Below are 26,027 nucleotides of genomic sequence, written 5' to 3'. Positions count from 1 at the left end.
GAATAAAATAAATCCATCTAGTTTTATTGCCAGATGGATTCTTTTAGCCAATGACAAGGCCTCTCCGTTGATTAAAATTCAATAGTACGTATTTTTTCCAATATTGCAAGAGCGAGAAAAAATCGTAAAATTTACTGTTTGTTTGTAATAATTAGTCACTAAACCCTTAATTTTTATATAAAAACTATATTTTTTAATATTTTGACAAAAAATTTTCCCATTTTTTTACTGCACTTTATATATTACATATATGTAAATAATGCCGATCATATTGTAAAGGATGTGTTAATTGGTAATAATGAAATTACTAATTAACTTCTACTAAGCACGCGGAAAAGCTTGTAAATAACGCTGTTTTAACGCTTCTATAGACACATGCGTATAACGTTGCGTAGTATTCAATGAGGAATGCCCCAACATTTCCTGCACTTCGCGCAAATCTGCACCACCATTAAGCATGTGCGTGGCAGCACTATGCCGTAATGCGTGAGGAGCAATATCTGGCACATGCGCATTCTGAGCTGCATTATGCACGATTTCCCTTACTAAACGCTGATCAATACGCTTACCGCGAGCGCCAAGAAATATTGCAGTTTCAGAAGAATTTTGCGATAAAACTTTTCGACCATTCTCTGAGAGCCATGCGGATAATGCTCGAGATGCAGGAATTCCAAAAGGCACAACGCGTTGCTTATTCCCTTTACCGGTAACTTTTACAGTGTGTGCGTCAAAATTAACATCCTGCATATTTAAGCTAGTAAGCTCCCCCACTCGCATACCAGTTGCGTATAAAAGTTCCAATATTGCAGCGTTACGTAACTTAATTGCAACTTGTCGAGGCAAATACGAAGATGTACCATCGCACGAAACACTTTCGGAAGAATATTCACTCATATTTTCGGAAGAATTATGCGTCTGTTCGTCAACACTATTCATCAACTCCTCTGCCTGCGACTCATCAAGCACCGTAGGCAGCATATTCTTAATTTTTGGAGTCATTAAAATTTCTGCAGGATTACTGCTTATACGTCCAATATGCTTGCACCATGCAAAAAATCCACGCACAGCAACGACTTTTCTAGCTAAGCTTGAGCGCGCATGATTCTTAGAAGCGTATGCCATCCACGAACGCAAATCATCCGTAGTAAGATCCGAAATATTATTAGAACCGTGCCGATTGCACCATGCTAAACATTGCTGAATATCGTTTTCGTAAGCTCGCTGCGTGCGCTCACCCAAGCCCTTATTCGCACGCAAGTATTCAATATAATCTTCCAATAAACCTGCATATTGAGAAGGTAAATTAACGAAATCATTAACAGAAGACTGCTTATTTTCCACTCCTAATCACCCTTCCGTAACTTTACAAAACGTTTGCTATACGCGTCGGTCACATGCATAATACAACAAGGAGCATGTTATGGAAACACGTATAAAAAACTTGACTACACTACCACAGCGAATACCTGCAGGCACGCGCATAGTAGTAAGAACATACAAAATTATAGAAGAAAATAACGATGGAGTGCAAAAAATCGAGTATCATGACGCAATTGGTCACGTACTCGAGTGGGACGGGACTACGCTTCATTTACTTCGAGACCCGGCAGCAAACGGAACTAGAGCTGCCGAAGAAATGTTTATTGACGCCAGCACAATTGCGCGTCTAAAGCCAATGCCAGAACGCAAATTCCAAAAGCCACTCAAAATATAGACATTAAAACTCGCGCCACATCAAGCACAAACTCACATTATAAGTTGCTTAGAGAAGCATCTGAGCGCAATAAGAGTTGCGGAGATTCGTTGGTGTTAAATCCGGAAAGCGCAATAATGGATTCACCTAAGCGCGCAGATTCTAGTAACTCTTGCTGCCAATTGCTTCTGGAATCATACTTCCACAATCTGCCATTCTCAGCATCGCTTTGATTTGCAGCATCGCTTTGATTCGCATTAGTTTTAGACGAGTTGCGTTGCTGGTATTTATATTCTCGCCACGATTGAGCTTTAGCAAAAAACGCTTGCTCACTATTATCAGCAACTTCTGCATCCTGGTCTAGCATATCCGCAGCAAACGTAAGTTCCGAAATTACGGAACGCAATAATTTTGCAGTATTATGCCGATTTTCGCTTACCATTGCGCGAGTGCGTTGAGGATCCGTAAGAGCGACGCGCGTCATATCTCGCCAAGAGCCGGCAGATAATTGCAAAGCAATAGCGCGATTAGATTGTTCACACAAAACATTTGCGAGAGCAGTTGCAACAACGTGAGGCATGTGAGAAATAAGAGCTGCAGACTTATCGTGCGTTTCGTCATCCAAAACTATTGCGCGATTCTTACATAAAGAAACAATCATTTGTAAAATATTGCAAACTCGCCAAAATTCCGTGCTACTATCAACAGTTAATGCCCACAAAGCATTTTCTAAAAGTTCAGCGCTAGAAGCTCCCCAACCAGTAAATTCGCTTCCAGCCATAGGATGAGCACCAACATAGCAATCTTGCAAACCGGCTGCAGCAACCTGCTCACGAACCAAAGTTTTTACGCTACCAACATCGCTAATAGTTGTGCGAGATTTGTCAACATAAGGTGCGATTTCTTGCAAAATACTTGGCATAGCAAACAAAGCATTGCACAAAATCAGAACGTTTGGGCGAAGTTTTGCTAAATCTTGCACCTTTTCTACGCAAGTAATTCCTAATCTTTCAGCTTCTTCGTATGGATTATGGTGACGGTTCCACGCGTAAACTGCACAATTCGGCAACTTAGCAAGTCGCTTAGCAATCGACCCACCTATAAGACCAAGTCCTACAATACCAACAGAAAATTTTTGAGAAAATTCAGCATCATCTACCATAATAATTCTCTTTCTGCCTGCAATACGTTCAAATTACGCAAAGCATCAACCGAAGGTTCAACACACACTCCCCCATGAGGCAGCATCCAATCATCCATCACCGGATTATTATGCTTATCAGAAGGATATACTGCTAAAACTCGAACCCAATCGCCATGTTCAACAACCTCTTGAATCATAGTCTTGCACATAGAATCCCAAGGTGCAGCATCAACAGTTGCAATAAAACTATATAAACCGCCCTGCCCCTTAATCGGCCTAGACATAAAAGATGTCATATTAAGACCGTGATCGCGTACAACATCAAGCAAATTTGCTAACACTCCAGCACCTGTGCAACGCGGAATAAAGGCAATAATTGATGAAAATGATGAAAAGTTTTCGCGCTGCACATTAATAAAATCTAAAGCCTCATCTCGAGGAGCTAACAATAAAAATTCAGTGCGAGCGCCAGAAAAATCTTCAACACCTTCGCTCACAATCTGCCTATTGTATAAATCAGCACAAATTCTAGGGCATAAAGCAACTTCGCCAGGAACTAAATCTCTACAAGCAGCAGCGTTTGAAGACGCGGTTTTTTCTTGCAACCCGTGCTCTTGAGTAAACTTACGGCATTGCGCCAACGCGTGCGGGTGAGCAACAATAGTAGAACAATTATCGATTGAATCCGACTTGCAAATAACAGCATCAAAACTAATATCAACGCCTACGCGAGCAATACCAACCATATTTTTTGCGTCAATTAGTAAATCTAAATTAGGTATTACAACGCCTTCAATATTGTTTTCCCACGCGATAACACCCCAATGGTGATAATCTTCAATTTCGCTGGCAATATTACGAACATTTTCGCACGCAGTTGGAATAAGTTGCAAAGTTTTCCATAATTGACACTGTTGTTGAACTTTTAAAGCAGCCTGATGCGTAAAAGAACCTTCCGGCCCTAAATAGCATAATTTACGGGCACTCTGACTGTTCTTATTACCATTCATAACTATTCCTTAAAACTATTGCAAGTAGAACTATTGTAAGCAAGACTATTGTAAGCAAGACTATTGTAAATAAAACTACTGCAAATTCTCTAAACGCTTACTTAGCACTAACAACAGCAAACCAACGCTGAGGCATACAAAACAAAATTGCGTGAGCAATAATTAATCCATACAGCCAGAAATACCCGACATATTGCGCACACCACGGCAATGGTATTGTAAAACCAACCGGCACAAGCACAGCACTACCAATAAAACCTAGTGCAAGAATCCAGGCAACAGCAGAAAAAACTATTGTATGAATAAACAAACCAAACCAACCGCTGCGAGATCTAGCACACCAAGCGGATAAAAACAGCAAAATCATCGCCACTGCAAATCCGTAAGGGATGTTATCCATTGCTCCGCAACGATGCACAAAAGTACCAATCAGCGCACACACCACGGCAGAAACACACGTGGTCGCATACCTACCCCACCAGGGTAAGCGATGCGACCACGGTTTCTCTGCCATAACTAGCCTAACGACTCACAGTTAACAAAACAGTATCTAGCGTTATATCACGCAGCATTGTTTTGACGACGCTGCTTTGCACGCCACTTGTACCATTCGTCACGACTCAAAATAATCTTGCGCACGCGAATAGACTCAGGCGTTACTTCAACGCACTCGTCTTCGTTAGCGAAATCAAGAGACTCTTCCAAACTCATCTTAATTGGCGGAGTCAAAGTCTCAAGCACATCAGCAGTCGAAGAACGCATATTCGTCATGTGCTTGGCAAGCGTAATGTTCACATCCAACTCGTCTGGCTTATTGTTAATACCAACGATTTGGCCTTCGTAAACTGGGCTTTGCGGATCAACGAAGAAAATGCCGCGAGCTTGCAAACGCTGCATAGCGTAAGGAGTTGCAACACCCTTACGATCGCAAACCATAGAACCATTCTGGCGAGTCACAATCTGACCAGCCCATGGAGCATAACCGGCGGAAATAGAGCTTGCAATACCAGTTCCGCGAGTAGCAGAAAGCAAAGCCGTGCGGAAACCAATAAGACCACGAGAAGGAACAGTAAACTGCAAACGAACCCAACCAGAACCGTGGTTGCTCATAGAATCCATGCGGCCTTTACGATCAGCCATAAGCTGGGTAACAGTACCCATGTACTCTTCTGGAACGTCAATAGTTGTACTTTCCATAGGCTCGTTAATTTGACCATCAATAGTCTTAGTAACAACCTGAGGACGGCCAACCGTAAGCTCGTAGCCTTCGCGACGCATCTGCTCAGCCAACACAGCCAACGCAAGCTCGCCACGACCTTGAACTTCCCAAGCATCTGGACGCTCAGTTGGAATAACCTTAATAGAAACATTACCAATAAGCTCGCGATCCAAACGATCCTTAATCATACGAGCAGTAAGCTTATGATCTTTGCCTTCCGTACCAGCAAGAGGAGAATCGTTTACGCCGAAAGTCATAGAAATTGCAGGATCGTCAACGTGAATTAATGGAAGAGGCTTTGGATCGTTCTGGTCAACAATCGTTTCGCCAATCATAATGTCGTTAACGCCAGCAACAGCCACAATGTCACCAGGGCCTGCAGAAGCTACAGGAGTACGCTCCAAGCCTTGAGTGCGAAGAAGCTCAGAAACACGGAAGTTTTCAACGGAACCATCAACGCGGGAAAGACCGTAAGTCTTACCCTTTTCCAAAGTGCCGTTATAAATGCGCACCAAACCAAGACGACCAAGGAAGTCGGAGGAATCAATGTTTGCAACATGCGCCTGAAGAGGAGCACCCTCTTCATATTCAGGAGCTGGAATGTTAGAAATAATAGAATCAAACAATGGTTCCAAATTGTCGTTATCCGGCAAAGCACCATTTGCAGGCTGATTTACGGAAGCATAACCAGCTTTTGCAGCGCAATAAATTACAGGCAAATCGAGCAAAGCATCAAGATCAAGTTCGATACCTTCCTCAACAACATCCTGAGCCAAGCCGAGAAGCAAATCAGTGGATTCACCAACAACTTCTTCAATACGAGCGTCTGGACGATCAACCTTGTTTACGCACAAAATTACAGGGAGCTTAGCTTCCAAAGCCTTGCGCAAAACGAAGCGAGTCTGAGGAAGTGGGCCTTCAGAAGCGTCAACAAGCAAAACGACGCCATCAACCATAGAAATACCGCGCTCAACCTCGCCGCCGAAATCAGCGTGGCCAGGAGTATCGATTACGTTAATGGTAATGCCTTCCGGGTGACCATACTTTTCAGCCAACGGACCGGTATACTGCACAGCCGTATTCTTAGCAAGAATAGTAATGCCCTTTTCGCGTTCCAAATCGTTGGAATCCATTACGCGATCTGGAACTTCCTCACGCTCAGAAAATACATGCGACTGCTGAAGCATGGCGTTTACCAGCGTGGTCTTACCGTGGTCTACGTGCGCCACAATTGCCACATTTCGAATATCACCGCGAACAGCCATCACAAACCTCTTCCATTCTTCGCGTTGTAAGTAGTCATATATGCGCAACCATTTACGCTCTAAACAAAGCACAAATAGTAGCAATTCATTATTGGCAAACACCAAAAAATAGGCAAGCTGCCAAACCGCACCGATTCTACTCGTGAGCGCAGACAGCGTTTAAACTACGCTAGCTAGCAGCCAAAAGGACTTACGCAACCACGCCTTTAGCAATCAACTCGCGCGCAACTTCGCGATACTCTTTAGCAGTCTTATGCTCAGGGGCGAAAATAGTAATAGGAACAGCCGCAACCGTAGAATCCGGCAATTTAATAGAGCGAGAAATTACGGAGTGCAAAACACGATCTTGGAAAGCCTCGTAGATACGCTGCAGCACTTCTTCACTGTGCAAAGTGCGCGTGTACATGGTGACCAAAACGCCAAATACCTTGAGATTTGGATTAATACGCGACTGAACCTTCTCAATAGACTGCATCAAAAGAGCAACGCCACGAAGAGCAAAGAATTCTGCAGCAAGCGGAATAATAACACCATCTGCAGCAGTTAAAGCGTTAACTGTAAGCAAACCAAGCGAAGGCTGGCAGTCAATAATAATCACATCGTATTCGTCACGCACTTTACGCAATACGCCTGCTAGAATCTGCTCGCGGCCAACTTCTGTAACCAACTGAACTTCTGCAGCGGATAAATCAATATTCGCAGGCATAATATCAATATTTTCGGTATTAGTATGCCGAATAACATCGTGCACATCTACCGAAGAATCGAACAATGCAGTATAAACCGTATTATCAAGAGCATTGGCATTAATACCAAGACCAACAGTTGCCGCACCCTGCGGATCAAAATCCACTATTAGCACACGCCTGCCATACTGACTTAACGCACCGGCAATGTTGATAGAACTCGTAGTCTTACCAACACCACCCTTCTGGTTACACATAGCGATAACACGCGCAGGACCGTGAGAAGTAAGCGGTTCCGGCGCATGAAAAGTTTCATATTCACGTCCAAGCAAATCAGTAGGCATGCCCCCTACTGTAGCAAAAGGTATACTCACGAAACCCGCAACGCACTAAAACGTTGTATAAGCTTCAAAATGAATTACAAACTATTATCCCTAACGGGAAATTTACGCAACCTACTTAGCCCTAGGATGCTACTTAGCCCTAGGATGGCTCATAATATAAGCTTCAACCAAAGCATCAGGGCTTATATGCGTGTAAATTTGCGTAGTTGTCACTGAAGCGTGTCCGAGTAGCTCTTGAACTGTGCGAACATCAGCTCCTCCCGCAATCAAATGCGTCGCCAACGAATGTCGAAGTGTGTGCGGGTGCAAAGCCCTACCAAGTTTTGCACGCTTCCCTGCCTGAGTAACCGCTTCCCATGCGGATTGGCGAGACAAAGCGTTACCGCGCTTGTTTAAGAAAATAGTATGCAGCTCACGCTTGCCTTTGGCGGATAACACAGGGCGAGCTTGTTGAATATACTTACGAAGTGCACGCACCGCACAGCCACCAACCGGCACCAAACGCTGCTTATTACCTTTGCCGGTAAGTTTTACTACTGATTCGTCTAAATCAAGATCTTCAAACTTTACGTCTACCGCTTCTGAAATTCGCGCTCCCGTAGCGTACAAAAACTCAAGTAAAGCTGCGTCTCTTAAAGAAATTGCGTCTAAACTTCCGAAATTTCCCGCGGCTTCAATAACGCGACTGATTTCGTCCACGCTTAAAATATCCGGCAAATGCGCGGCAATCTTGGGAGCTTTAATATCAGAGGAAACATCGTTGCTTATGTCACCATGCGACAGCATAAAACGGTGCCATTCGTGGATACTTGCAAGTCTGCGCGCAATCGTGCGCGTCCCTAAACCTGCTTCGTGTAAAGTTTGTATATAAGATTCAATATCTAACTGGGTAATAGTGGTAATACTGTTGATATTGCGAATATTTCGTAGCCAAAAAGTGTAATCTTGTAAATCTGAAACGTATGCGGATACTGTTCTTTTGGAAAGGCCGCGCTCAATATCAATATGCGCAATAAATTGCTGAATATAAGGTAAAAATTCTTTAGGAATATTGCTTGTAGTACCGTTTGCAGCATTTGCAGAGTCAAGATTTTGGCGCATAAAATTTATTATAACCAATAAGTAAATTGTTGCTTACGTGGATTAATAGCAAGGGTTGCTTACACGAATTTTAATATAAAAAAGCCCACCTAAAAAGGGTGGGCTTAAAATCAAACGCTATTACAGCGAAATCAGGCTTCAACTGGAGCGTTTACATCAGCTGGCAAAGCGGCCTTAGCAGCTTCTACAACAGCCTTAAAAGCTTCAATATCGGAGACGGCAAGCTCAGCAAGAGCACGACGATCCAATTCGATGCCTGCCAAGTGCAAGCCCTGAATGAAGCGATTGTAGGTGATGCCTTCAGCGCGGACAGCAGCGTTAATACGCTGAATCCACAACTTGCGGAAATCACCCTTGCGAGCCTTGCGGTCGCGGAAGTTATAAGTGAATGAGTGGAGCAGCTGCTCCTTTGCCTTGCGGTAAAGACGGGAGCGCTGACCGCGGTAGCCAGAAGCCCTCTCAAGAACAACGCGACGCTTCTTGTGAGCGTTTACTGCGCGCTTTACTCGTGCCATAAGTATTCCTCAGCTTTCTTAAAAATTTTCGATTGCGTCTTCGTTTACAAGCAATTTTTACTTGTTTACTTGCTTTTACTTACTTAACGAGCAAGCCCTTAAGCTTCTTGCTCTGCGCAGTAGCCAACACCTTATCCTCAGAAAGAGCACGACGCTTACGAGCCGACTTGTGCTCCAAGTTGTGGCGCATGGCGCTACCATCGTGCATCACCTTGCCAGTACCGGTAAGACGAACGCGCTTGGACGCTGCGGAATTAGTTTTCATCTTCGGCATTGCTGCCCTCCTTATGATGTTGATCGGATTGCATAGCTTGTGCTGCAGCTGCAGCTTGTGCCTGCACTTCCTGCTTTGCTGCAAGTCGCGCAGCCTGGCGAGCTTGACGCTCAGCACGCGATTCAGCGCCACGACGACGCTGTTCAGACTGCGTATGAATCTTCTTGCCTTTTGGAGCGAGAGTCATAATAATATTGCGACCCTCTTGCTTCGGCGCAAACTCAACGGTGCCGCTGTCACTGACTTCATCTGCAAGTCTACGTAACAGTTCAACGCCACCAATAGGACGAGACTGTTCTCGGCCACGCAACATAATAGTGACCTTAACTTTGTCACCACCGTTTAAGAAACGAAGCACATGACCCTTTTTCACGTCGAAATCATGATCATCAATCTTGAGACGGAAACGAATTTCCTTAATCTCAGCGGTGCTCTGATTGCGACGCGCTTCGCGAGCCTTCATTTTTTCGTTGTACTTGTACTTACCGTAGTCAATAAGCTTGGCTACTGGAGGCTTAGCAGTAGGCGCAACTTCGACGAGATCGAGGTTCGCTTCCCTTGCAAGGTTTAATGCGACTGAGGTCGCGATAACACCCACCTGCTCGCCTTTCGGTCCGATAAGGCGTACTTGGGAGACGCGAATCTCGTCGTTAATGCGTGGTTCGTCGCTAATGATGACTCCAATCCTTCTAAATATTGGTAAGATGTAATACACCAAGAAGTCCAAGAGCTTAGAGATTCACACTTCATATCAATAAAACGCTTACGTATTGCTTATATAAGCGCAACGTGCAGCTTACAACAAAGCGAACACGCGTGACCGAAGTCATGAACCCGAAACCACAGTAGGCTTCCAGGTGGGGACATCCCACTTTCTTGATTACTCAAGCCAAATGTTCAGTATACTACAAGCCTTGACAAAGTTGCAAGCAGCACTTTAAGTTAAACGTTCGTATTATTTGAGTATTATCTGCACAACTGCTTGTGAATTTGCTGCATAAACAAAATCGCCCCAAAAAAGGATACGCATAACCCTTATAAATAAACACAATTACAGTTGACTTGCCTGCTATAAACTCTTGTTGAAAAGTAATGTCGTCAGTACTTATGCAGCGTTATGATGAGGGCATGGAACCTTTGCAACGCTGCGTCGTTTTGGCAGCTGGAGATTATTACGATCACACACGCGAGCACGTGCCTGACCGCGCTCTCACTATTGCTGCGGACGGAGGTTGGGATCACGCTTGTAGCCTTGGCCTGCACGTCGACGCACTTATTGGAGATTTTGATTCCGTAAGACTTAAATTGCCAACTGATGCAATAATTACTCGTCTTCCTGCAGAAAAAGACGATCCGGATTTGCTCTCAGCATTGAAGGTTGGTTGGTCAAAAGGTTCACGAGAATTCCATATTTTCGGAGGACTTGGTGGACGCGTTGACCATACTATTTCCAACATTCAGCTGATGGTGCGCCTTGCAATCCGAGGTGGCATAGGCTTTTTGTATGGTGACGGCCAAATCGTTACCGCTATTCACGACGGATCTCTTGATTTTCCTGCATCGAGCGGAAATAGTTCACGCATTGTTTCTGTATTTTCTCATACGCCTATTTCAACCGATGTCAACGAACTGGGGTTGAAATATCAGCTTAGCCATGCCACCATGCACGGCGATGCTGTTCAGGGATTGAGTAATGAATTATTGGACAATACGCCGGCTCATATAGATGTTCACGAAGGCACACTTATTGTAACGTTCCCAATAGATACTCCACTTCCTCAGGTGAGCTGGTTTAAGCGACCTGTTGGAGACTTGGGAGAAGTTGATATGTCAGTATCTGAAGCACTTGCAGTACCATTAGATAGTGAAGTAACACCAACTGATTCCACGACTGCAGCTGCAGAATCTATGACGTACAGTGAGTAAGTTGCGCGACGAATTTTCCGCGCAAATATGGCTGGCGAGTATTTTTTCCACTCAATACTCGCCAGCCTTCTCTATATTGTTACGTTTCTTCTTAAGCGTTTCATCACCTCGCTTGCTTATTTCTACTTTTCAAAAAATAATTCATAGCAAACGTAACGCAACAGCAAACGTGTCGTAACGGCAGTCGCATCGTAGTATATGTTCAAATGAACAGAAATTTACCGCGCAAGTACGAGCAAAACGCAACGTTAATATATCAAAAAATGCACAGAAACACTCAAAAAACACAGCATGTTAACGCTCACTATCACGACACCACCATATCCCAACAAAAGTGAGCTATATGTCAACTCTTCGTACACACCGCACACTAAAATGAACACCGCTAGTTCAATAAAGATGACCACAATGCGTGAGTTTTCATCGCGAAAATCGCGTGACTTAAACGTTGCGCACGAGGTCTCACTCAAGGGAGAACCACATGACAGTCAAGATTGGTATTAATGGTTTCGGTCGCATCGGTCGTCTCGCATTCCGCCGCATATTCGAGCTTCAGGCTCGTGGCGGTCAAGCCGGTGACATCGAAGTCGCAGCCATCAACGATCTGACCACTCCTTCTATGCTTGCTTACTTGTTGAAGTACGACAGCACCCACGGCACCTTCCGTCACGATGACGGCACCCCAGTTGAGGTGACCTCCACCGAAGACGCAATCGTCGTAGATGGCAAGACCTACAAGGTATACGCTGAAAAAGATGCTAACAACATTCCATGGGTTAAGAACGATGGCGTTGAATTCGTGCTTGAATGCACCGGTTTCTACACTTCTGCAGAAAAGTCCCAGGCTCACTTGAACGCTGGCGCCAAGAAGGTGCTTATCTCTGCTCCTGCTAAGGACGAGACCACCCCAACCGTCGTGTTTGGCGTGAACCACGAAATCTTAAAGCCAACCGATAACATCGTGTCCGCTGGCTCCTGCACCACCAACTCCATGGCCGCTATGGTCAAGTTGCTGCAGGATAACTGGGGCATTAAGTCCGGCTTCATGACCACCATCCACGCTTACACCGGCACTCAGATGATTCTTGACGGCCCACGCGGCTCCAAGCCACGCAACAACCGTTCCGCAGCTTGCAACACCATCGAGCACTCCACCGGTGCAGCTAAGGCAATCGGCAAGGTTGTGCCAGAGGTCAACGGCAAGCTCCAGGGTCACGCTCAGCGCATTCAGGTTCCAGATGGTTCCGTCACCGAATTGACCACTGTTCTTGAGAAGCCAGCAACCGCTGAAGAAATCAACGAAGCCTTCAAGAAGGCTTTCGAGAACTGCGAGTACTTCGGTTACAATGCCGACAGCATCGTGTCCTCCGACATCATCGGCGACACCCACGGTGGCGTTTTCGATCCAACTCAGACCGATGTGAACACTGTTGACGGTGTCACCTTGGCTCGTACCGTTACCTTCTACGACAACGAGTACGGCTTCACCTCCAACATGATTCGCACCCTGCTTTACTTCGCTGAAATCTCCGAGTGAAATTTTAAGTAAAGCAGTCAGTAAAATCTGATTGACGAATATTATTAACAAAACCCCTTGTGAGCTTATCTAAAGCAACGCAAGGGGTTTTGTTATGAAATTATTCAAAAAATAAATGAACGACACACAATCGACGCAGTCTCTAAAATACGTCAATACGCGTTAAGTCAATAGTCGGTATAGCATATCATGTATCACAATTGCTATAGCAATACAAAACAACAAGGGGAAGCGCAATGAGTAAAAAACATGCAGCAACCGGCAAAGCAACACCAGCAATCGCCCAACTTGAGGAAGCTGGTATCGCTTTTAGAGTGGCCGAGTACGATCACGACGCCGATCACATGGACGACGGCTACGGCATAGAAGCAGCAGAAAAACTCGGAGTTAGCGCAGCTCAGGTGTGCAAAACACTGATGGTAGACACGGGCGAAAAGCGAGTGGTTGGCATAGTTCCAGTAAACGGACGCCTTAATATGAAAGCAATTGCGAGCGCAGTACACGCTAAAAAAGCGAGTATGACAAGTCCTGAAGTTGCTCAACGTGAAAGCGGCTACGTTGTTGGCGGCATTTCACCATTCGGGCAGAAAACGCATCACGAAACAGTACTCGACAGCAGCGTTATGCAGTTTGATGAGATTCTCGTCTCGGGAGGAAAGCGTGGACTTGACGTTGTCCTCAATCCTAAGGATATTGTTACCTTATTGAGCGCAACAGTAGCAGATATTGCCGCATAAGAGTACATTTACTAATTGCAGACATTTGCGTTGATACTAGCGTGATATTACTTACCGTAAGTACCAGCAAAGTGCCGAACACACTGAAGGAAATGTCGCCAAAAATAGACAGATAACGCAGTAACGTCTTGGCAACGTGCGATAATCCCTAAGGTTGTTCATTAAACGTTAAGGAGTGCATTATGGGTATGCGTGGCCGCAAGCGCAAGGCGCGTCGTAAAAAAGCAGCGAATCATGGCAAAAGGCCAAATGCTTAAGCTGTAGTTCGCTTATACATACTATTAAGCCCGTGATAATTCACGGGCTTTTTTGTTATTCATTCGCATAATCAGCAAGTTCGCGCTTCAATTGCGCACGAGCACGATTTAATCTGCTCATAATCGTACCAATTTTTACGCCTTCTTCTTGTGCAATCTGCTTATACGACTTCCCGCGTATAGCAGCTTCAACAAAAACTTTTTTACGCTCCGGAGGCAACGTATTTAATGCCGCCATAATTTCTTGTGGTGCAAAACCTTCTAAATATTCTTGCTCGGCTGAAAGCAATCCACTCGGATTATGATTTGACGCTTCATAAATATCCCAATCGTCATAATCCCCCGTAGCATCGTTAGCACGCTGAGGGCGACGTTTTGCCTGAGCATATTGGTTAAAATACAAATTTCGTTCAATACGATTAACCCAAGCACCAAAATTAGTGCCCGGTTGGAATGTGGAGAAACTTTTAAGCGCACGCTCGAACGTATCTTGTACGAGATCTTGAGCGTCTTGAGAATTGTGAGTTAAGCGCATAGCTTGAGTATAAAGAGCATCTACGCAAGGCCGAATAAGCTGCTCAAATTGCTCATGTCGGCGATTGTGAATCTTATGAGACGCGCGTGAAGTAAGCGAGTAGTTAGGCTTAGTAGTATCGTGCTGAACACTTACTACATGATGTTGCTTATTCATACTATCCATGATACTCGCAAGAAGGTTGGTATTTAGTAGGTAAAAAGTTACTTCTCCCAACTGCTAAGCTCGTATTGCAAAATATATACTTATCATAACTGCATATTGCGGTAAGATTATGCGTATGCCGACATACATTCAAGAATTATTAGATGCAATCGCTGCAGCGCCTTCGCAAAGCGAAAACACACCGCTTGCACAATCATGGTTGCTTGGTTTCGATACAGAAACAACGGGAGCAACCCTTGGCAAAGATGCCATCGTATCTGCAACTCTCGTACTTCGCAACCCTGCGTTAGGTCACAAAGGAGACACAGTATCTACTTGGTTGATTAATCCACATCAACCTATGAATCCTAAAGCAAGCGAAGTAAACGGATTTACTGACGAGTATCTTCAAGCACACGGCGGCGAGCCTACGCAAGAACTCGAATTACTGGCGCAAGTTATCAGCGCAACTCAGTCAAAAAATATTCCACTTCTGGCATACAACGCACCTTTTGACGTAACGATGTTGCGGCACGATTTACAGCGTTGGCAACTCACGCCACTAAATCAGCGACCAACGAGCACTATCAACACGCTTACGCAAGAAGACGTGCTAACTGTTGACCCTCTTGTTATTGATCGCACTATTTCCCGACGAACAGGAAAACGCACGCTAACTCTCACCTCGCAATATTACGGCGTTGAACCAATTGGAGACTTCCACGACGCTACAGCCGACACAGTTGCAGCACTTGATTTAATTGCACCTATCTGCGAACTTCATGAGTCAGTTGGAAGATTACCACTCAGCGATATTATGCAATGGCAGCGTGCAGCCTACATAAAATGGCGGGATAGTTTCAATACTTGGCTTCAAGCGCACGGAAAAGAACCAATTACTGGCACTTGGTTATAAAACACACTTACGCAACGCGAATACCTTCACGTAGGTTATCATTACAAGTTAATTATTAAAAAAGGAATATTTGCGGAAAGAAGCAACCATGACTACGCAAGATACACTGTCACTAGAATCAGCAAGCAGACTATTGCAACACTACGGTCTGCTTCGTGAAATGATTCAGTATCGCCACAACAATGCCACTCAATCCGCGAGCGACGCCGACACTACCCACGTAAGAAACGAAATCTGGTCTTTGAACGCATCAGATTTTGAAACAGTGAAAGCCAACGAAGCTTTTGAGCACATAACTTACGACACCCGCGATATTAAGCCTGGCACGCTCTTATTTGTTAAGGGAAACTTTAAAGCCGAATATCTTAATGGAGCAGACGAAAAAGGTCTTATAGCGTACGTTTCTGAACAAAGCTATGCACAAAACACTCACGCTGTTGGAATTATTGTTAACGATGTACGAAAAGCAATGAGCGTGCTTTCTGCAGCATACTATCGTTCCCCTCAAGAACATCTTAGTATCGTTGGAATTACGGGAACTAAAGGCAAAACGACCACAGCTTACTTTACCCACGCCATTCTCAATGCACATTCCCACGGCAAAGCAGCACTATTCTCCTCAGTAGACAACTGCTTGGATGGAAAGCATTACACGGAATCGAATTTAACTACTCCAGAAAGCCTGGACGCGTTCCGTATGATGCGCGAAGCAGTGGATAACGGCATGCAATACCTGGTGATGGAAGTTTCCTCTCAAGCTTACAAAGTGGACCGAGTGTTCGGATTAAAATTCGATGTTGGCGCATTTTTGAATATTAGTCCCGACCACATTAGTTCGATTGAGCACCCAACTTTTGAAGACTACTTGTACTGCAAACGTCAGCTTATTGCAAATTCCAAATGCTTGGTACTTAACGCTGATACTGATCACGCTGACTTACTAATGCAGGATGCCGAACAGCATCATACAAAAGTAACCACCGTAGCGCGTTTCAAAGATGAAGAAGAAGCTGACAATACTAACAGCGACAACAGCAACACAATCTGCGAAGAAAAAATTACGGATACTTTAGACAACTATCCTAAACTTATGCTTCCGGATTACGCAGCAATACCGGTAGATTCTCACAGCGAAACTTACTATATTGCAAAACTTGCCTCTGAAAGCAATAACGGTAACGACAATTGCGAAAACGAAAGCAATTGTGAAAATGCTTTAGAGGAAGCGCATTACAATCCTATTGACACGTTTACACTATCAATTGCAGGATCCTTTAACTATGAAAACGCAACCGCCGCAATCGCTATAGCCAACGAGCTCGGAATAGGTGACGACGTACAAGCCTTACATGCAATCGAAACAATCACTATTTCAGGGCGTATGGAAGTGTTTAACGACACTCATTCCAACATGGTCGCTGTGGTCGATTACGCACACAACTATATTTCTACAAAATCAGTTATCGATTTTGTACAAGAACGTTACGGCAACGAGAATCCTCGCATTACTCTAATTACCGGATCCACAGGAGACAAGGCTGTCGATAGGCGCAAGGAAATTGTTGACGCGGCACAAAATCGCATTGACGAGTTTATTTTTACAGCCGAAGATACTAATACGGAAAGCGTATCCGATATTTGCACAATTATGCAAGGTTACGTAACAAACCCACACGTTGCCTCACAAATCATTCTCGACAGGACCCAAGCAATCGAAACTGCATACGCTGAAGCCCAAAAAAGTACGCAGGAAGAAAAAAGACGCAACATTCTGTTGGTAATAGGAAAAGGCGACGAACGTTGGATTAAATTACACAACAAACACATACCTTACGAGGGTGATTCTTTCGTTGTAAAGCGTCTCTTTGGAATTCAATAAGGCGACGGTTATTAGGCGATATAATTAGTAACACAACTAGTGACGCAACAGAAAAATCGCCACGTAACCATATCTTTAGAATCTTAAAGCAATCAGGATTCAAACCTCAAACGATTTGAATCCTGATTATAGTACGGTTTATAATCTGCACCGTTTAGCCAATATTATCTAATAGTAGAAGGCTTACAAAAGTAATTTCGCCTACTACTCGCGACTATCACTGCCAGATTCGTCAATATTTGGGTGAATCACAACGCGCTGCTCTTTCGACTTTGTTAAGTCTGGATTCACATGCTCAACAAGCATTGTGCGCGCATCCCCTGCCGTGACGAAACTACCGCAAATAAGCACGCCGTGACCATAGCCCACGCCAAGCTCATCGTCCTCATCAACCAAATTCACAGCCGTCTGAATAGCATCTGGCAGTTCATCAACGCGAATCACGCGATCCCTACCAAATACGCTTACAGCTACCTTCTCAAGATCTTCCGGATCCATTACACGGTCGCGCCAAGAATTGCGAGTCACAATAATCTTCGTCAAAACCGGCTCAAGCACACCCAAGTATTCTTCAACCTGCTTATCTGCCATCATCGCAACAACACCAATAAGCTGCTCAAAATGATAGTTTTCCTCAATCGTTTTACGAAGAGACTCAGCCGCATTCACATTATGACCACCGTCAATAATAATAGTCGGCGAAGTACGAACCTGCTCAATGCGCCCCGGAACCTTAACCTGGCTTAACGCTTCAGCAACCAAATCACCATCCAAGGCACCGTTTACCGGCAACACAACCTCCGCAGCAGCGAGCGCCGCCAAAGCATTATGTGCCTGATGCTCACCAAACTTGTCGATTGGCACATCCTCATAAGTGCCAAGAGGCGTGCGCAAAGTAACAACCTGGCCGCCAACCGCAGGAGTGCGAGACACAACTTCAAGCTCGCCGTCACCATAAGAAGAATCGCGCAACAATGTGGCATGATTACGCTCGGCAACTTCCTTAATAATTGGCAAAACCTTATCTTCATGCGGCTGAGGACCCAAAATTACCGTGCAATTTGGCTTAATAATGCCCGCCTTCGTGCGAGCAATCTCCTCAACAGTGTTTCCAAGCCACTGCATGTGATCCATATCCACAGGGCCAATAATTGCAGCATCCGCATTCATAACGTTCGTGGCATCCCATTCGCCACCCATGCCAACTTCCATAACAGCAACGTCAACAGGAGCGTCCGCAAAAGCCCAAATCGCCATGGCTGTAAGCACTTCAAAGAAGCTCATTTTTGGCTTACCGTCAGCCTCCATGCGAGCGTCAACCATGTCGATAATATCTTTCATTTGATCCCAAACGTCCACAAAATCGTCATCGCCGATTTCCTGGCCGTCAATCATAATGCGCTCGTTTATGCGCTCCAAATGTGGAGAAGTATAAAGTCCTGTGCGCAAACCGTACGCGCGGCAAATCGACTCGGCCATGCGAGCTGTAGAACCTTTGCCGTTCGTGCCGGTAATATGAATAACGTGCATAGACTTTTCCGGATGACCAAGAATATCAAGAATTAAGCGCATCCTGTCTAAGTCGAGATTAGTTTTATTATGTTCAGGCGCGCGGCTCATAATATTGCGCTCAACGTCAATAATGCGTTCACTGTTACGATTTGGATGTTCCATAGACATAACTACACTCCCCTAATTTTGTGCTCACTTACTCATTTTCCAAATATATAGATTAGTTTATGCCAACAACACACGCACATTAAACTGACAACTAATTTATAAAATATTGCAACTTTATTAAATAAAAACTCGCATAAAACAATAAATACGACTATGTTAGTTTATTGTTCGTTAGTACGATTTGCATACGAAAATTTGCATACGAAAAGAAGAGTTAAGGAGTCTCGCAAATGGCAGAACACACACCAACTGAACACGGTGAAGAACTGAAAGCTGACGGCACACAAAAAGCAGAAGACCGCGTAAACAATCGCTCCCTTCGTCCAAATAGTGACTCTTTCAAAGATTTTATGACAAGCAGCTGGGATAATCAGGAGCCAGAAGTTAAGCCTCTTGAATCCAGCAAGTACATTCCAGCACGTTTAGAAGCTCTTTCAAAGCGCTTCCCAGGCGAACGTTTAATTATTCCTGCAGGTCAGCCAAAAGTGCGCAATAACGATTGCGATTACGCTTTCCGTCCAGACACTACTTTTGCTTACTACACCGGCTTAGGCCAGGATTACGAAGCAGGTGCCGTACTCGTAATGGAACCTGTTGAAAAAGAAAGCGAAGAAGCTAAAGCTGGAAAAACACATATTCCTGAGCTTTTTGTAGCTCCACGCGCAGATAACAGCACTGCAGCATTCTATAAAGATCCTCACTACGGTGAATATTGGGTTGGTCCTCGCGCCGGCTTGAAGGAACTTAAAGCCATGACCGGCATCGAAACGCGCGATATTGCTGAGCTTGAAGACGCTCTTGCTAAGAACGTAAGCGACGACGCTAACGGCGAAGGCGTTCGAGTACGCATTATTCGCGAAACCGACCCTGAACTTACCGCAAAAGTTGAAACAATGCGTGAAGCAAGCGGATTTACCGACGAAGATGCAAACACTTCCGCCGACGACAAACTACACGAGTTCGCTGCAGAAGCGCGCATGCTTAAAGACGATTACGAAATTCGCGAAATGCGCAAAGCTGTGGCCGCTACAAAACTCGGCTTTGACCGCATGCTTACACGCTTGCCTCAAGCTCTTGGCAAGGAACATTCCGAACGCATGATTGAAGGCGCGTTTAATTCCGTCGCTCGCGAAGAAGGCAACGAAGTTGGATACGATACGATTGTTGCCTCCGGCAAGCACGCGCCAATTTTGCATTGGATGCGAAACACCGGCGTAGTTTCTAACGGTGAATTGCTGCTTATTGATGCAGGCGTGGAAGTCAACAGCCTCTACACCGCAGATATTACGCGCACCTTCCCAACAAACGGCAAGTTTACTGATTTGCAGAAGAAGCTTTACCAGTGCGTGTTGGATGCTCAACAAGCCGGTTTTGAGGCTGCTAAGCCAGGTGCCACGTACTCCGACATTCACCACGCCTGCATGCGCGTGCTTGCAGAGCACTTGCACGAGTGGGGAATTTTGAAGGTGAGCGTTGAAGAATCACTTTCTCCAGAAGGACAGCAACATCGCCGCTGGCACGCATGCGGTGTAGCTCACCATCTCGGCTTGGACGTGCACGACTGCGCGCAAGCACGCTACGAGTCTTATCAAGGCGCAAAGATTACGCCGGGCATGATTTTCACGATCGAACCAGGCTTGTACTTTGCTGCGAACGATTTAATGCTCCCAGAAGAAATGCGCGGCATTGGAATTCGTATCGAAGACGACGTGCTGATGACCGAAAACGGCCCAGAATGGCTTTCTATCGACATTCCAAAGCAGATTGAGGATGTTGAAGCTTGGATGGCTGATCGCGCTCAAAAAAATGATATTTTCGAGCATTAATATTTTCTAAAATACGTATGGTGCGTTCTCACGAACAGTAACACGCATAACGCATGTTGCTTTATCGTAAGGGCGCACCATAATTGTTTATGTAATAGTTTACACGCATAATTTTACGCACCTAACTGTTACGAAACTGACAGCTTATGCTACGCAACACTATCAGTTTGCTGCACTGATGCGCTCGAAAGGAATGTTATGTCTAAGCCAATTGTTCTTTCACTCGGCGAACTGTTATGGGACTTACTTCCCCACGGAAAACGCGTCGGCGGAGCGCCAGCAAATTTTGCATATCACGCACAATGCCACGGCGCGCAAAGCTGCATGATTAGCGCAGTCGGCCAAGATCAGCTCGGAGATGAACTGATTGACAGAGTAAACAAGGCCGGAATCACCTCAATTATTCAGCGCAACGCATGGCCAACAAGCACTGTGGAAATAGCACTGAAAAACGGAATTCCAGAATATACTATTTTGCGAAACATAGCATGGGACCACATTCTTTACACTCGAGAACTTATCGACTTAGTAGAACGGGCTGATGCCGTATGCTTCGGAACTCTTAGCCTTCGTTCGCAAGAAACTCACGACACTATTCTTCAATTATTGAAGCATACTAAGCCTGGAGCTATGAAGTTCTTTGACATCAACATTCGCAGCGACCATTATTCTAAGGATCTCATTGATACGCTTTTGCAGGAAGCGACCGTTTTTAAGCTTAACGATTCCGAATTGTTCCTACTGCGTGACATGTTCAATATTCGCGACACCTCCGACGACGAAGCTTGCAAATGGTTCCAGGCACGCTACGGACTTGATTATGTGATTCTTACAGGTGGCTCGACCTTCAGCACGATTATTACCAGCACTGGCGAAAGTTCTACTATACCTACCCCGCATGTTGACATTATTGATACTGTAGGAGCTGGAGACGCATTTTCTGGCGTATTCGCTACACATATTCTCAGAGGGGAATCACTAAAGGAGGCTCACCGCGCTGCAGTGAATACGGCAGCATTCGTGTGCACTAAAGAAGGTGCATGGCCTCAATACCCTAAGCAGATACCAGATTATCTTGCGAAAGCTGGAAAATAGTACAGAAGTAAGTAACAAATAAAGCGCCACCTCACCAAACGTAGTGAAGTGGCGCTTTTTTAGTGGGGCCTCAGGGGCTTGAACCCTGGACCGACGGATTATGAGTCCGCTGCTCTAACCGACTGAGCTAAAGCCCCACGCCGTAACCGGCAACAGCTAGATTAGCACATACCCATAAACGTCGCCAACTCAGTGAGTCGAATTTTTGAGCTTGCCTAGTCTGAAGGAGCTTGAAATCCCAATGATTTCAAGCTCGGTCAGAGCGTCCAGATGAAAAGTTATCAAGAGCACCAGTTGCGCGCAAAGCCAAATACACAAACCACACCAGTACACCAGAAAGCAAGAAGCCACTAATAAGCTCCGTAATCATGTGCACAGTGATATAAGAAGGAGCCTTTGCCTGATACTTAGTAAACGTTAAGAACACACCATACTCAAGCGCAACAAGTACACCAGAAACAATACTCAACGTCAAATTAAACTTACGCAAACGGAAAATCAAGAACGGAATCTCCGCAAACACACCCTGCATCAAAGCAGAAATAACAGTACCAGTGAACGAGAACGGAGAACCAAGAAGCACCTGAATAAGCGCAGCCACCACATTCACATACACCGCAGAACCAGGCTTACGAATAAGCAACACAGCAAGTGTTCCGGACAAATACCACACACCGTGAGTAATACTCGCAAAACCAGGGAGTACAGCAGCGTTCAACGTACGAATAATCGGAATAAACACCAAGCCGTAGCCACACAAAATAACACCAAAAACGGCAGCAAGAGCAGATCCCAAAGCGATATCTGCCACACGCCAACGGTAGTTCGCAGCAACCGAAAGCTCCTCAGCTTCCTGCGTTTGTGCATAATCTGATACAGAAGTTGTTGAATTAATGTCACCTTTATCATTATTGAAAATATCACTCATGAGCGATCCTTATCTTAAACTGCCGCGCATTGTATAACTCACCAGAGCGCTCCCCGACCTGCGCAGCCCGGGCAGAAGCGCCAACGAGCAAGTTTAGCACTTTACAGAAAAATCAACACACACGTTGTGGAATTCATAACATTGGAAAAAGTAATAACAACCTATAGAAAAAATATAAGGCTGAGTCAAAATAGTTCAGGGCAAAGGCAAGGGCAAGGATAAACGGTGCAATCGCCGTAAGCGGCAGGAAAATTAACAAAAACGCCGCCCAAAACTGAGCGGCGCTATAACTTGTACCCCCTAAGAGAGTCGAACTCTTGTTGTCAGATTGAAAGTCTGGTGTCCTAACCGTTAGACGAAGGGGGCTTCGAACCAAACCATATGATATTAACATTCTGGAAAGCAGCACGCAACTCACGGCGTGTTGCGGATGGGAAGATTGGGTTTGGTGTGGTGTGTGCAGCAGCGCGAATGCTAGTGTTCGCTAGGCAAGAATACTCAGCGTTCGCAAAGCACTAATGCGCGGTAGGTGAAGTCGTGAATAGTGCGACCAGCCTCCAAGCCTTTGCGCTCAAAATTCGTAAGAACGCGACCAGCAAAACGCTCAGATTCGCTAAACTCTGCGTGCGGAAGGACAGATGCAGTGTCGGCTGTACCTTTTCCAACGTGCTCAGTTGGAAGACTTACTTTCAATTCGCCAACATTCGCGAAATCTTCGCGAGAATCCATAACTTCGTGCACGTGCAAAGCATAATCCTCAATATCCGTAGCAATGCGCCACATACCATCTTCACGCAATGCCCTATGTATTGTAGAGGCAAGCTCTGGTTGCACGATACGACGCTTGTGGTGACGCATTTTAGGCCATGGATCCGGGAAGAAAGTCCAAACCTCTTCTAAAACTCCTAAATCGCAAGCTACGAAGAAATCAGGAGCGTTAATTTTCGCAATACGAAGATTAGTTAAACCTTGCTTTCCAGCAAGAAGCATTGTATGAGCTACGCCTGGATCATAAACTTCAAGCGCTAAAAAGTTAGTTTCCGGAAGACGTTCGGCTGCTGCAACAATGTTTTCGCCCTGTCCGGAACCAATTTCAACAATAAGCGGATTATTATTGCCCCAAGTATCTTTAATCCATTCAGGCGTAATGAGCAAATCTTCCCGTAATCTAAAGGAGCCAGGAGCTTTATTAACGTCTAATAGGTACTGACTTGCGTAACGCTCCTGAGCATGCTGTAAACGCTCATCTAAGCGTCCAGAACGACGTACAAACGACAATACAGTGCGTTGCTTGGCTTGCGTAGTGTTTTCGTTTTCATTTTCACTGCTCATTAGATTACTTTCGTTATTCGGCTGCGCGCCTTTAGTTTTTAACAGTCGCATGATTTTAGTCATACGCGTATGTATCGCTTTTATGCTACCAAAAAGTATAAAAAAGCAGCGAAAGCTGTTACGCAAACGCTGCTTAATTAATTTTATTTATAAACAAAATCCTTAAGAGAACAAGTCGCGTGCAGAATTAGCAGTCGGAGTATCCTCTACTTTGATATTTACTTGCGCTGGGCTGAGTAAGAATACTCGAGGCGTAACTCGCTCAATCGAACCGCGCACGCCAAACACCACTCCAGCAGAGAAGTCAACAATACGATACGCTACTGATTCGGTAACTCCAGTTAGATTCAACACAACCGGAACACCATCTCGTAAAGCACGACCAACCATTTGCGCATCATCATAAGACTTTGGGTGAATGGTAGTGATACGGCTCATACGATTCATGCTAGCTCTAGCAGAAGCAACACCAGAACGCGATTCCTCATTATGCTGCGACACAACAGGAGTTACTGAATGATCGTTATCGAATGAAGTCTCTGGAGCTTCAGTTTCGGTATAATCATCATCTTCCGGCACATCCGCCATGCCAACGTATGACATCACGTTCTTCATAAAACCAGCCATGAAGTAGCCCTCCTCTCGTTACTCTTAACGCAGAAAATCAGGAATATCTAACTCGTCTGGCTCGACAGCAGCTTGAGTTTGAGTATCCATTGGAGCAGCTGAATACTGCTGATGCACTGCAGTATCAAACATCGAAGGCACCGACGCTTGAGCAGGCTGCTGAACAGTTGCAGGAGCTTCCGGAGTCACAGGAGAAGTAGACTTAGCTGGAGCTACAGGCTTCACATCTGCTTGCATATCGACAAATTGCCCAGCCTTCGCAGACTCTTCAGCTTTAGGATGAGCATCAAAACCTGCAGCAATAACAGTTACGCGTACTTCATCTCCGTATGAATCATCCAACGAAAGACCCCAAATAATTTGTGCTTCTGGATGAATAGCCTTACGCACAAGCTCAGTAGCAGCAGACGCTTCCTGAAGCTTCAAATCACTTGGACCAGCGATGTTAATCAAAGCACCATGCGCACCCTCAATGCTTTCTTCCAGCAATGGGGAGCTGATAGCAATCTCAGCTGCCTGCGTAGCACGATCTTCGCCCTTAGCGGAACCAATGCCAAACAAAGCGGTACCAGCACCACGCAAAATGGCGGTAACATCGGAGAAATCAACATGAATGTAAGAATTCGTAGTGATTAAGTCCGTAATACCCTGCACGCCAGCAAGAAGTGCAGTATCAGCAGTCTTGAACGCATCAATAATACCAATCGTTCTATCAGAAATTTCCAACAAACGATCATTAGGAATCACAATCAAAGCATCAACTTCATTGCGAAGATTCTCAATGCCGAGCTTTGCAGACGCAGCACGCTGCGGGCCTTCAAAGCTGAATGGACGCGTAACCACCGCAATAGTCAAAGCACCCTGCTGATGTGCAGCACGCGCCACAATAGGGCTTGCACCCGTTCCTGTGCCACCACCTTCGCCACAAGTCACGAATACCATATCGGCACCCTTGAGTGCTTCCTCAATATCAGATTGATGATCTTGTGCAGCCTTCGCTCCCTTTTCAGGGTCAGCACCAGCGCCGAGGCCTCGGCTTGAAGCATCAGATAATGAAATCTTTACATCAGCGTCAGAACGCAACAAATCCTTAGCATCAGTGTTAATTGCTACGAATTCTACATTCTGTAAACCCTCGGTGATCATCCGATTGACGGCGTTACCGCCGGCACCACCGACGCCGACTACCTTGATAATGGTCTTGTCGTTGAAATTGTCAGTCTGGGCAATCTCGCTCACCGTTGTCTCCTGTCACTCACGCACGTTTACGCAACATTCTAGCGCAAAACGCTCGATATTGACGACGTTTTAACAATAAAAACTGAAAAAATGTCACTGCTTCGATAATACACCGGAC

25 protein-coding genes and 2 tRNA genes are annotated in these 26,027 nt (G+C 45.2%); 9 read left to right on the top strand and 18 right to left on the bottom strand.

All coding sequences use genetic code 11. The annotated features are described in order from the left end of the window. Positions 1-321: 321 nt before the first annotated feature. The gene (locus tag HXT56_RS01130) at positions 322-1,341 is read right to left on the bottom strand and encodes a tyrosine recombinase XerC (RefSeq protein ID WP_421778222.1); all 1,020 of its coding nucleotides are present in this window, start codon (positions 1,339-1,341) and stop codon (positions 322-324) included. A 79-nt stretch (positions 1,342-1,420) separates the two neighbouring features. Here HXT56_RS01130 and HXT56_RS01125 point away from each other — a divergent pair, with 79 nt between their 5' ends. Then, positions 1,421-1,714 carry a DUF6725 family protein gene (locus HXT56_RS01125; protein ID WP_116712314.1) on the top strand — a complete coding sequence of 98 codons (294 nt, stop codon included), beginning with the start codon at positions 1,421-1,423 and terminating at the stop codon, positions 1,712-1,714. 37 nt (positions 1,715-1,751) lie between these two features. Here the strand turns inward: HXT56_RS01125 and HXT56_RS01120 are convergent, their stop codons facing one another. The 9 genes from HXT56_RS01120 to infC form a co-directional block, all read right to left on the bottom strand. Continuing rightward, entirely contained in the window at positions 1,752-2,855 is a 1,104-nt protein-coding gene (locus tag HXT56_RS01120) for a prephenate dehydrogenase (RefSeq protein WP_421778221.1), read from the bottom strand. Then, positions 2,849-3,847 carry a prephenate dehydratase domain-containing protein gene (locus HXT56_RS01115; RefSeq protein WP_116712316.1) on the bottom strand — a complete coding sequence of 333 codons (999 nt, stop codon included), beginning with the start codon at positions 3,845-3,847 and terminating at the stop codon, positions 2,849-2,851. Before HXT56_RS01115 ends, HXT56_RS01120 begins: the two co-directional genes overlap by 7 nt. Before the next feature lie 97 nt (positions 3,848-3,944). Further along, positions 3,945-4,361, bottom strand: coding sequence for an alcohol dehydrogenase (locus HXT56_RS01110; protein WP_116712317.1), 417 nt, complete (start codon positions 4,359-4,361; stop codon positions 3,945-3,947). 47 nt (positions 4,362-4,408) lie between these two features. Next, entirely contained in the window at positions 4,409-6,331 is a 1,923-nt protein-coding gene (gene typA / locus HXT56_RS01105) for a translational GTPase TypA (protein ID WP_116712318.1), read from the bottom strand. A gap of 190 nt (positions 6,332-6,521) precedes the next feature. After that, the gene (locus tag HXT56_RS01100; protein ID WP_116712319.1) at positions 6,522-7,361 is read right to left on the bottom strand and encodes a ParA family protein; all 840 of its coding nucleotides are present in this window, start codon (positions 7,359-7,361) and stop codon (positions 6,522-6,524) included. A gap of 129 nt (positions 7,362-7,490) precedes the next feature. Continuing rightward, positions 7,491-8,462: a site-specific tyrosine recombinase XerD gene (gene xerD / locus HXT56_RS01095; protein ID WP_421778220.1), complete on the bottom strand. Its 972-nt coding sequence runs from the start codon at positions 8,460-8,462 to the stop codon at positions 7,491-7,493. Positions 8,463-8,593: 131 nt separating this feature from the next. Beyond that, positions 8,594-8,977, bottom strand: a complete 384-nt coding sequence (rplT, locus tag HXT56_RS01090; RefSeq protein WP_004105106.1) for a 50S ribosomal protein L20 — start codon at positions 8,975-8,977, stop codon at positions 8,594-8,596. 79 nt (positions 8,978-9,056) lie between these two features. Further along, the gene (gene rpmI, locus HXT56_RS01085; RefSeq protein ID WP_004128670.1) at positions 9,057-9,251 is read right to left on the bottom strand and encodes a 50S ribosomal protein L35; all 195 of its coding nucleotides are present in this window, start codon (positions 9,249-9,251) and stop codon (positions 9,057-9,059) included. Next, positions 9,232-9,969 carry a translation initiation factor IF-3 gene (gene infC / locus HXT56_RS01080; protein WP_205727527.1) on the bottom strand — a complete coding sequence of 246 codons (738 nt, stop codon included), beginning with the start codon at positions 9,967-9,969 and terminating at the stop codon, positions 9,232-9,234. The genes rpmI and infC overlap by 20 nt, the downstream gene beginning before the upstream one ends. Positions 9,970-10,379: 410 nt before the next feature. Between infC and HXT56_RS01075 the strand changes: the two genes are divergently transcribed. The 4 genes from HXT56_RS01075 (at position 10,380) to HXT56_RS01060 (ending at position 13,708) form a co-directional block, all read left to right on the top strand. Then, positions 10,380-11,177, top strand: coding sequence for a thiamine diphosphokinase (locus tag HXT56_RS01075; RefSeq protein WP_116712364.1), 798 nt, complete (start codon positions 10,380-10,382; stop codon positions 11,175-11,177). Positions 11,178-11,658: 481 nt separating this feature from the next. Continuing rightward, positions 11,659-12,714, top strand: a complete 1,056-nt coding sequence (gap, locus tag HXT56_RS01070; protein WP_116712321.1) for a type I glyceraldehyde-3-phosphate dehydrogenase — start codon at positions 11,659-11,661, stop codon at positions 12,712-12,714. A gap of 236 nt (positions 12,715-12,950) precedes the next feature. Then, positions 12,951-13,451: a Cys-tRNA(Pro) deacylase gene (ybaK, locus tag HXT56_RS01065; protein WP_250309970.1), complete on the top strand. Its 501-nt coding sequence runs from the start codon at positions 12,951-12,953 to the stop codon at positions 13,449-13,451. Between the two features lie 182 nt (positions 13,452-13,633). Further along, positions 13,634-13,708, top strand: a complete 75-nt coding sequence (locus HXT56_RS01060; protein ID WP_369803150.1) for a 50S ribosomal protein bL37 — start codon at positions 13,634-13,636, stop codon at positions 13,706-13,708. A gap of 55 nt (positions 13,709-13,763) precedes the next feature. On the opposite strand, the gene HXT56_RS01055 is transcribed toward HXT56_RS01060, so the two are convergent. Then, positions 13,764-14,408 (bottom strand): sigma-70 family RNA polymerase sigma factor, encoded by a 645-nt coding sequence (locus tag HXT56_RS01055; RefSeq protein ID WP_421778219.1) that lies wholly within the window; start codon positions 14,406-14,408, stop codon positions 13,764-13,766. Positions 14,409-14,523: 115 nt separating this feature from the next. Between HXT56_RS01055 and HXT56_RS01050 the strand changes: the two genes are divergently transcribed. Together HXT56_RS01050 and HXT56_RS01045 are read left to right on the top strand one after the other, a co-directional pair. After that, positions 14,524-15,303: an exonuclease domain-containing protein gene (locus HXT56_RS01050; RefSeq protein ID WP_421778518.1), complete on the top strand. Its 780-nt coding sequence runs from the start codon at positions 14,524-14,526 to the stop codon at positions 15,301-15,303. An 88-nt stretch (positions 15,304-15,391) separates the two neighbouring features. Continuing rightward, on the top strand, positions 15,392-17,182 hold the full coding sequence (locus tag HXT56_RS01045; protein WP_421778218.1) for a UDP-N-acetylmuramoyl-L-alanyl-D-glutamate--2,6-diaminopimelate ligase: 1,791 nt from the start codon (positions 15,392-15,394) through the stop codon (positions 17,180-17,182). Positions 17,183-17,386: 204 nt separating this feature from the next. Here HXT56_RS01045 and HXT56_RS01040 read toward each other — a convergent pair whose 3' ends face one another. Beyond that, on the bottom strand, positions 17,387-18,862 hold the full coding sequence (locus HXT56_RS01040; RefSeq protein ID WP_421778217.1) for a bifunctional folylpolyglutamate synthase/dihydrofolate synthase: 1,476 nt from the start codon (positions 18,860-18,862) through the stop codon (positions 17,387-17,389). A gap of 230 nt (positions 18,863-19,092) precedes the next feature. Here HXT56_RS01040 and HXT56_RS01035 point away from each other — a divergent pair, with 230 nt between their 5' ends. Both HXT56_RS01035 and HXT56_RS01030 read left to right on the top strand, forming a co-directional pair. Beyond that, positions 19,093-20,688: an aminopeptidase P family protein gene (locus HXT56_RS01035; RefSeq protein WP_116712328.1), complete on the top strand. Its 1,596-nt coding sequence runs from the start codon at positions 19,093-19,095 to the stop codon at positions 20,686-20,688. A gap of 198 nt (positions 20,689-20,886) precedes the next feature. Next, positions 20,887-21,783, top strand: coding sequence for a carbohydrate kinase family protein (locus tag HXT56_RS01030; protein WP_116712329.1), 897 nt, complete (start codon positions 20,887-20,889; stop codon positions 21,781-21,783). A 63-nt stretch (positions 21,784-21,846) separates the two neighbouring features. On the opposite strand, the gene HXT56_RS01025 is transcribed toward HXT56_RS01030, so the two are convergent. The 6 genes from HXT56_RS01025 to ftsZ all read right to left on the bottom strand — a co-directional run bounded on the left by HXT56_RS01025 (position 21,847) and on the right by ftsZ (position 25,909). After that, positions 21,847-21,920 (bottom strand) — tRNA-Ile (locus HXT56_RS01025). A 110-nt stretch (positions 21,921-22,030) separates the two neighbouring features. Further along, complete coding sequence (locus HXT56_RS01020; protein WP_116712330.1) at positions 22,031-22,711, bottom strand: ECF transporter S component; 681 nt, start codon at positions 22,709-22,711, stop codon at positions 22,031-22,033. A gap of 294 nt (positions 22,712-23,005) precedes the next feature. Beyond that, positions 23,006-23,077 (bottom strand) — tRNA-Glu (locus HXT56_RS01015). Between the two features lie 132 nt (positions 23,078-23,209). After that, positions 23,210-24,043 (bottom strand): tRNA (guanosine(46)-N7)-methyltransferase TrmB, encoded by an 834-nt coding sequence (gene trmB / locus HXT56_RS01010; protein WP_250310007.1) that lies wholly within the window; start codon positions 24,041-24,043, stop codon positions 23,210-23,212. A 162-nt stretch (positions 24,044-24,205) separates the two neighbouring features. Continuing rightward, on the bottom strand, positions 24,206-24,670 hold the full coding sequence (locus HXT56_RS01005; RefSeq protein WP_116712332.1) for a cell division protein SepF: 465 nt from the start codon (positions 24,668-24,670) through the stop codon (positions 24,206-24,208). A 24-nt stretch (positions 24,671-24,694) separates the two neighbouring features. Further along, a complete protein-coding gene (gene ftsZ / locus HXT56_RS01000) occupies positions 24,695-25,909 on the bottom strand; it encodes a cell division protein FtsZ (RefSeq protein WP_421778215.1) in 1,215 nt (404 codons plus the stop codon). Positions 25,910-26,027: the final 118 nt, after the last annotated feature.

This window comes from Gardnerella nova (assembly GCF_049244055.1).
GTDB lineage: Bacteria > Actinomycetota > Actinomycetes > Actinomycetales > Bifidobacteriaceae > Bifidobacterium > Bifidobacterium vaginale_H.
This window is presented reverse-complemented; position numbering and strand designations above follow the sequence as displayed.

Bases quoted from the DNA above. Each gene is read 5' to 3' on its own strand.
- HXT56_RS01110 (WP_116712317.1), bottom strand. From the start codon at position 4,361: ATGGCAGAGAAACCGTGGTCGCATCGCTTACCCTGGTGGGGTAGGTAT.
- xerD (WP_421778220.1), bottom strand. From the start codon at position 8,462: ATGCGCCAAAATCTTGACTCTGCAAATGCTGCAAACGGTACTACAAGC.
- trmB (WP_250310007.1), bottom strand. From the start codon at position 24,043: ATGAGCAGTGAAAATGAAAACGAAAACACTACGCAAGCCAAGCAACGC.
- ybaK (WP_250309970.1), top strand. From the start codon at position 12,951: ATGAGTAAAAAACATGCAGCAACCGGCAAAGCAACACCAGCAATCGCC.
- HXT56_RS01035 (WP_116712328.1), top strand. From the start codon at position 19,093: ATGGCAGAACACACACCAACTGAACACGGTGAAGAACTGAAAGCTGAC.
- typA (WP_116712318.1), bottom strand. From the start codon at position 6,331: ATGGCTGTTCGCGGTGATATTCGAAATGTGGCAATTGTGGCGCACGTA.
- HXT56_RS01040 (WP_421778217.1), bottom strand. From the start codon at position 18,862: ATGTCTATGGAACATCCAAATCGTAACAGTGAACGCATTATTGACGTT.
- gap (WP_116712321.1), top strand. From the start codon at position 11,659: ATGACAGTCAAGATTGGTATTAATGGTTTCGGTCGCATCGGTCGTCTC.
- HXT56_RS01030 (WP_116712329.1), top strand. From the start codon at position 20,887: ATGTCTAAGCCAATTGTTCTTTCACTCGGCGAACTGTTATGGGACTTA.
- HXT56_RS01050 (WP_421778518.1), top strand. From the start codon at position 14,524: ATGCCGACATACATTCAAGAATTATTAGATGCAATCGCTGCAGCGCCT.
- HXT56_RS01075 (WP_116712364.1), top strand. From the start codon at position 10,380: ATGGAACCTTTGCAACGCTGCGTCGTTTTGGCAGCTGGAGATTATTAC.
- HXT56_RS01020 (WP_116712330.1), bottom strand. From the start codon at position 22,711: ATGAGTGATATTTTCAATAATGATAAAGGTGACATTAATTCAACAACT.
- HXT56_RS01100 (WP_116712319.1), bottom strand. From the start codon at position 7,361: ATGCCTACTGATTTGCTTGGACGTGAATATGAAACTTTTCATGCGCCG.
- HXT56_RS01120 (WP_421778221.1), bottom strand. From the start codon at position 2,855: ATGGTAGATGATGCTGAATTTTCTCAAAAATTTTCTGTTGGTATTGTA.
- HXT56_RS01115 (WP_116712316.1), bottom strand. From the start codon at position 3,847: ATGAATGGTAATAAGAACAGTCAGAGTGCCCGTAAATTATGCTATTTA.
- HXT56_RS01125 (WP_116712314.1), top strand. From the start codon at position 1,421: ATGGAAACACGTATAAAAAACTTGACTACACTACCACAGCGAATACCT.
- rplT (WP_004105106.1), bottom strand. From the start codon at position 8,977: ATGGCACGAGTAAAGCGCGCAGTAAACGCTCACAAGAAGCGTCGCGTT.
- HXT56_RS01055 (WP_421778219.1), bottom strand. From the start codon at position 14,408: ATGGATAGTATGAATAAGCAACATCATGTAGTAAGTGTTCAGCACGAT.
- HXT56_RS01005 (WP_116712332.1), bottom strand. From the start codon at position 24,670: ATGGCTGGTTTTATGAAGAACGTGATGTCATACGTTGGCATGGCGGAT.
- HXT56_RS01045 (WP_421778218.1), top strand. From the start codon at position 15,392: ATGACTACGCAAGATACACTGTCACTAGAATCAGCAAGCAGACTATTG.
- rpmI (WP_004128670.1), bottom strand. From the start codon at position 9,251: ATGCCGAAGATGAAAACTAATTCCGCAGCGTCCAAGCGCGTTCGTCTT.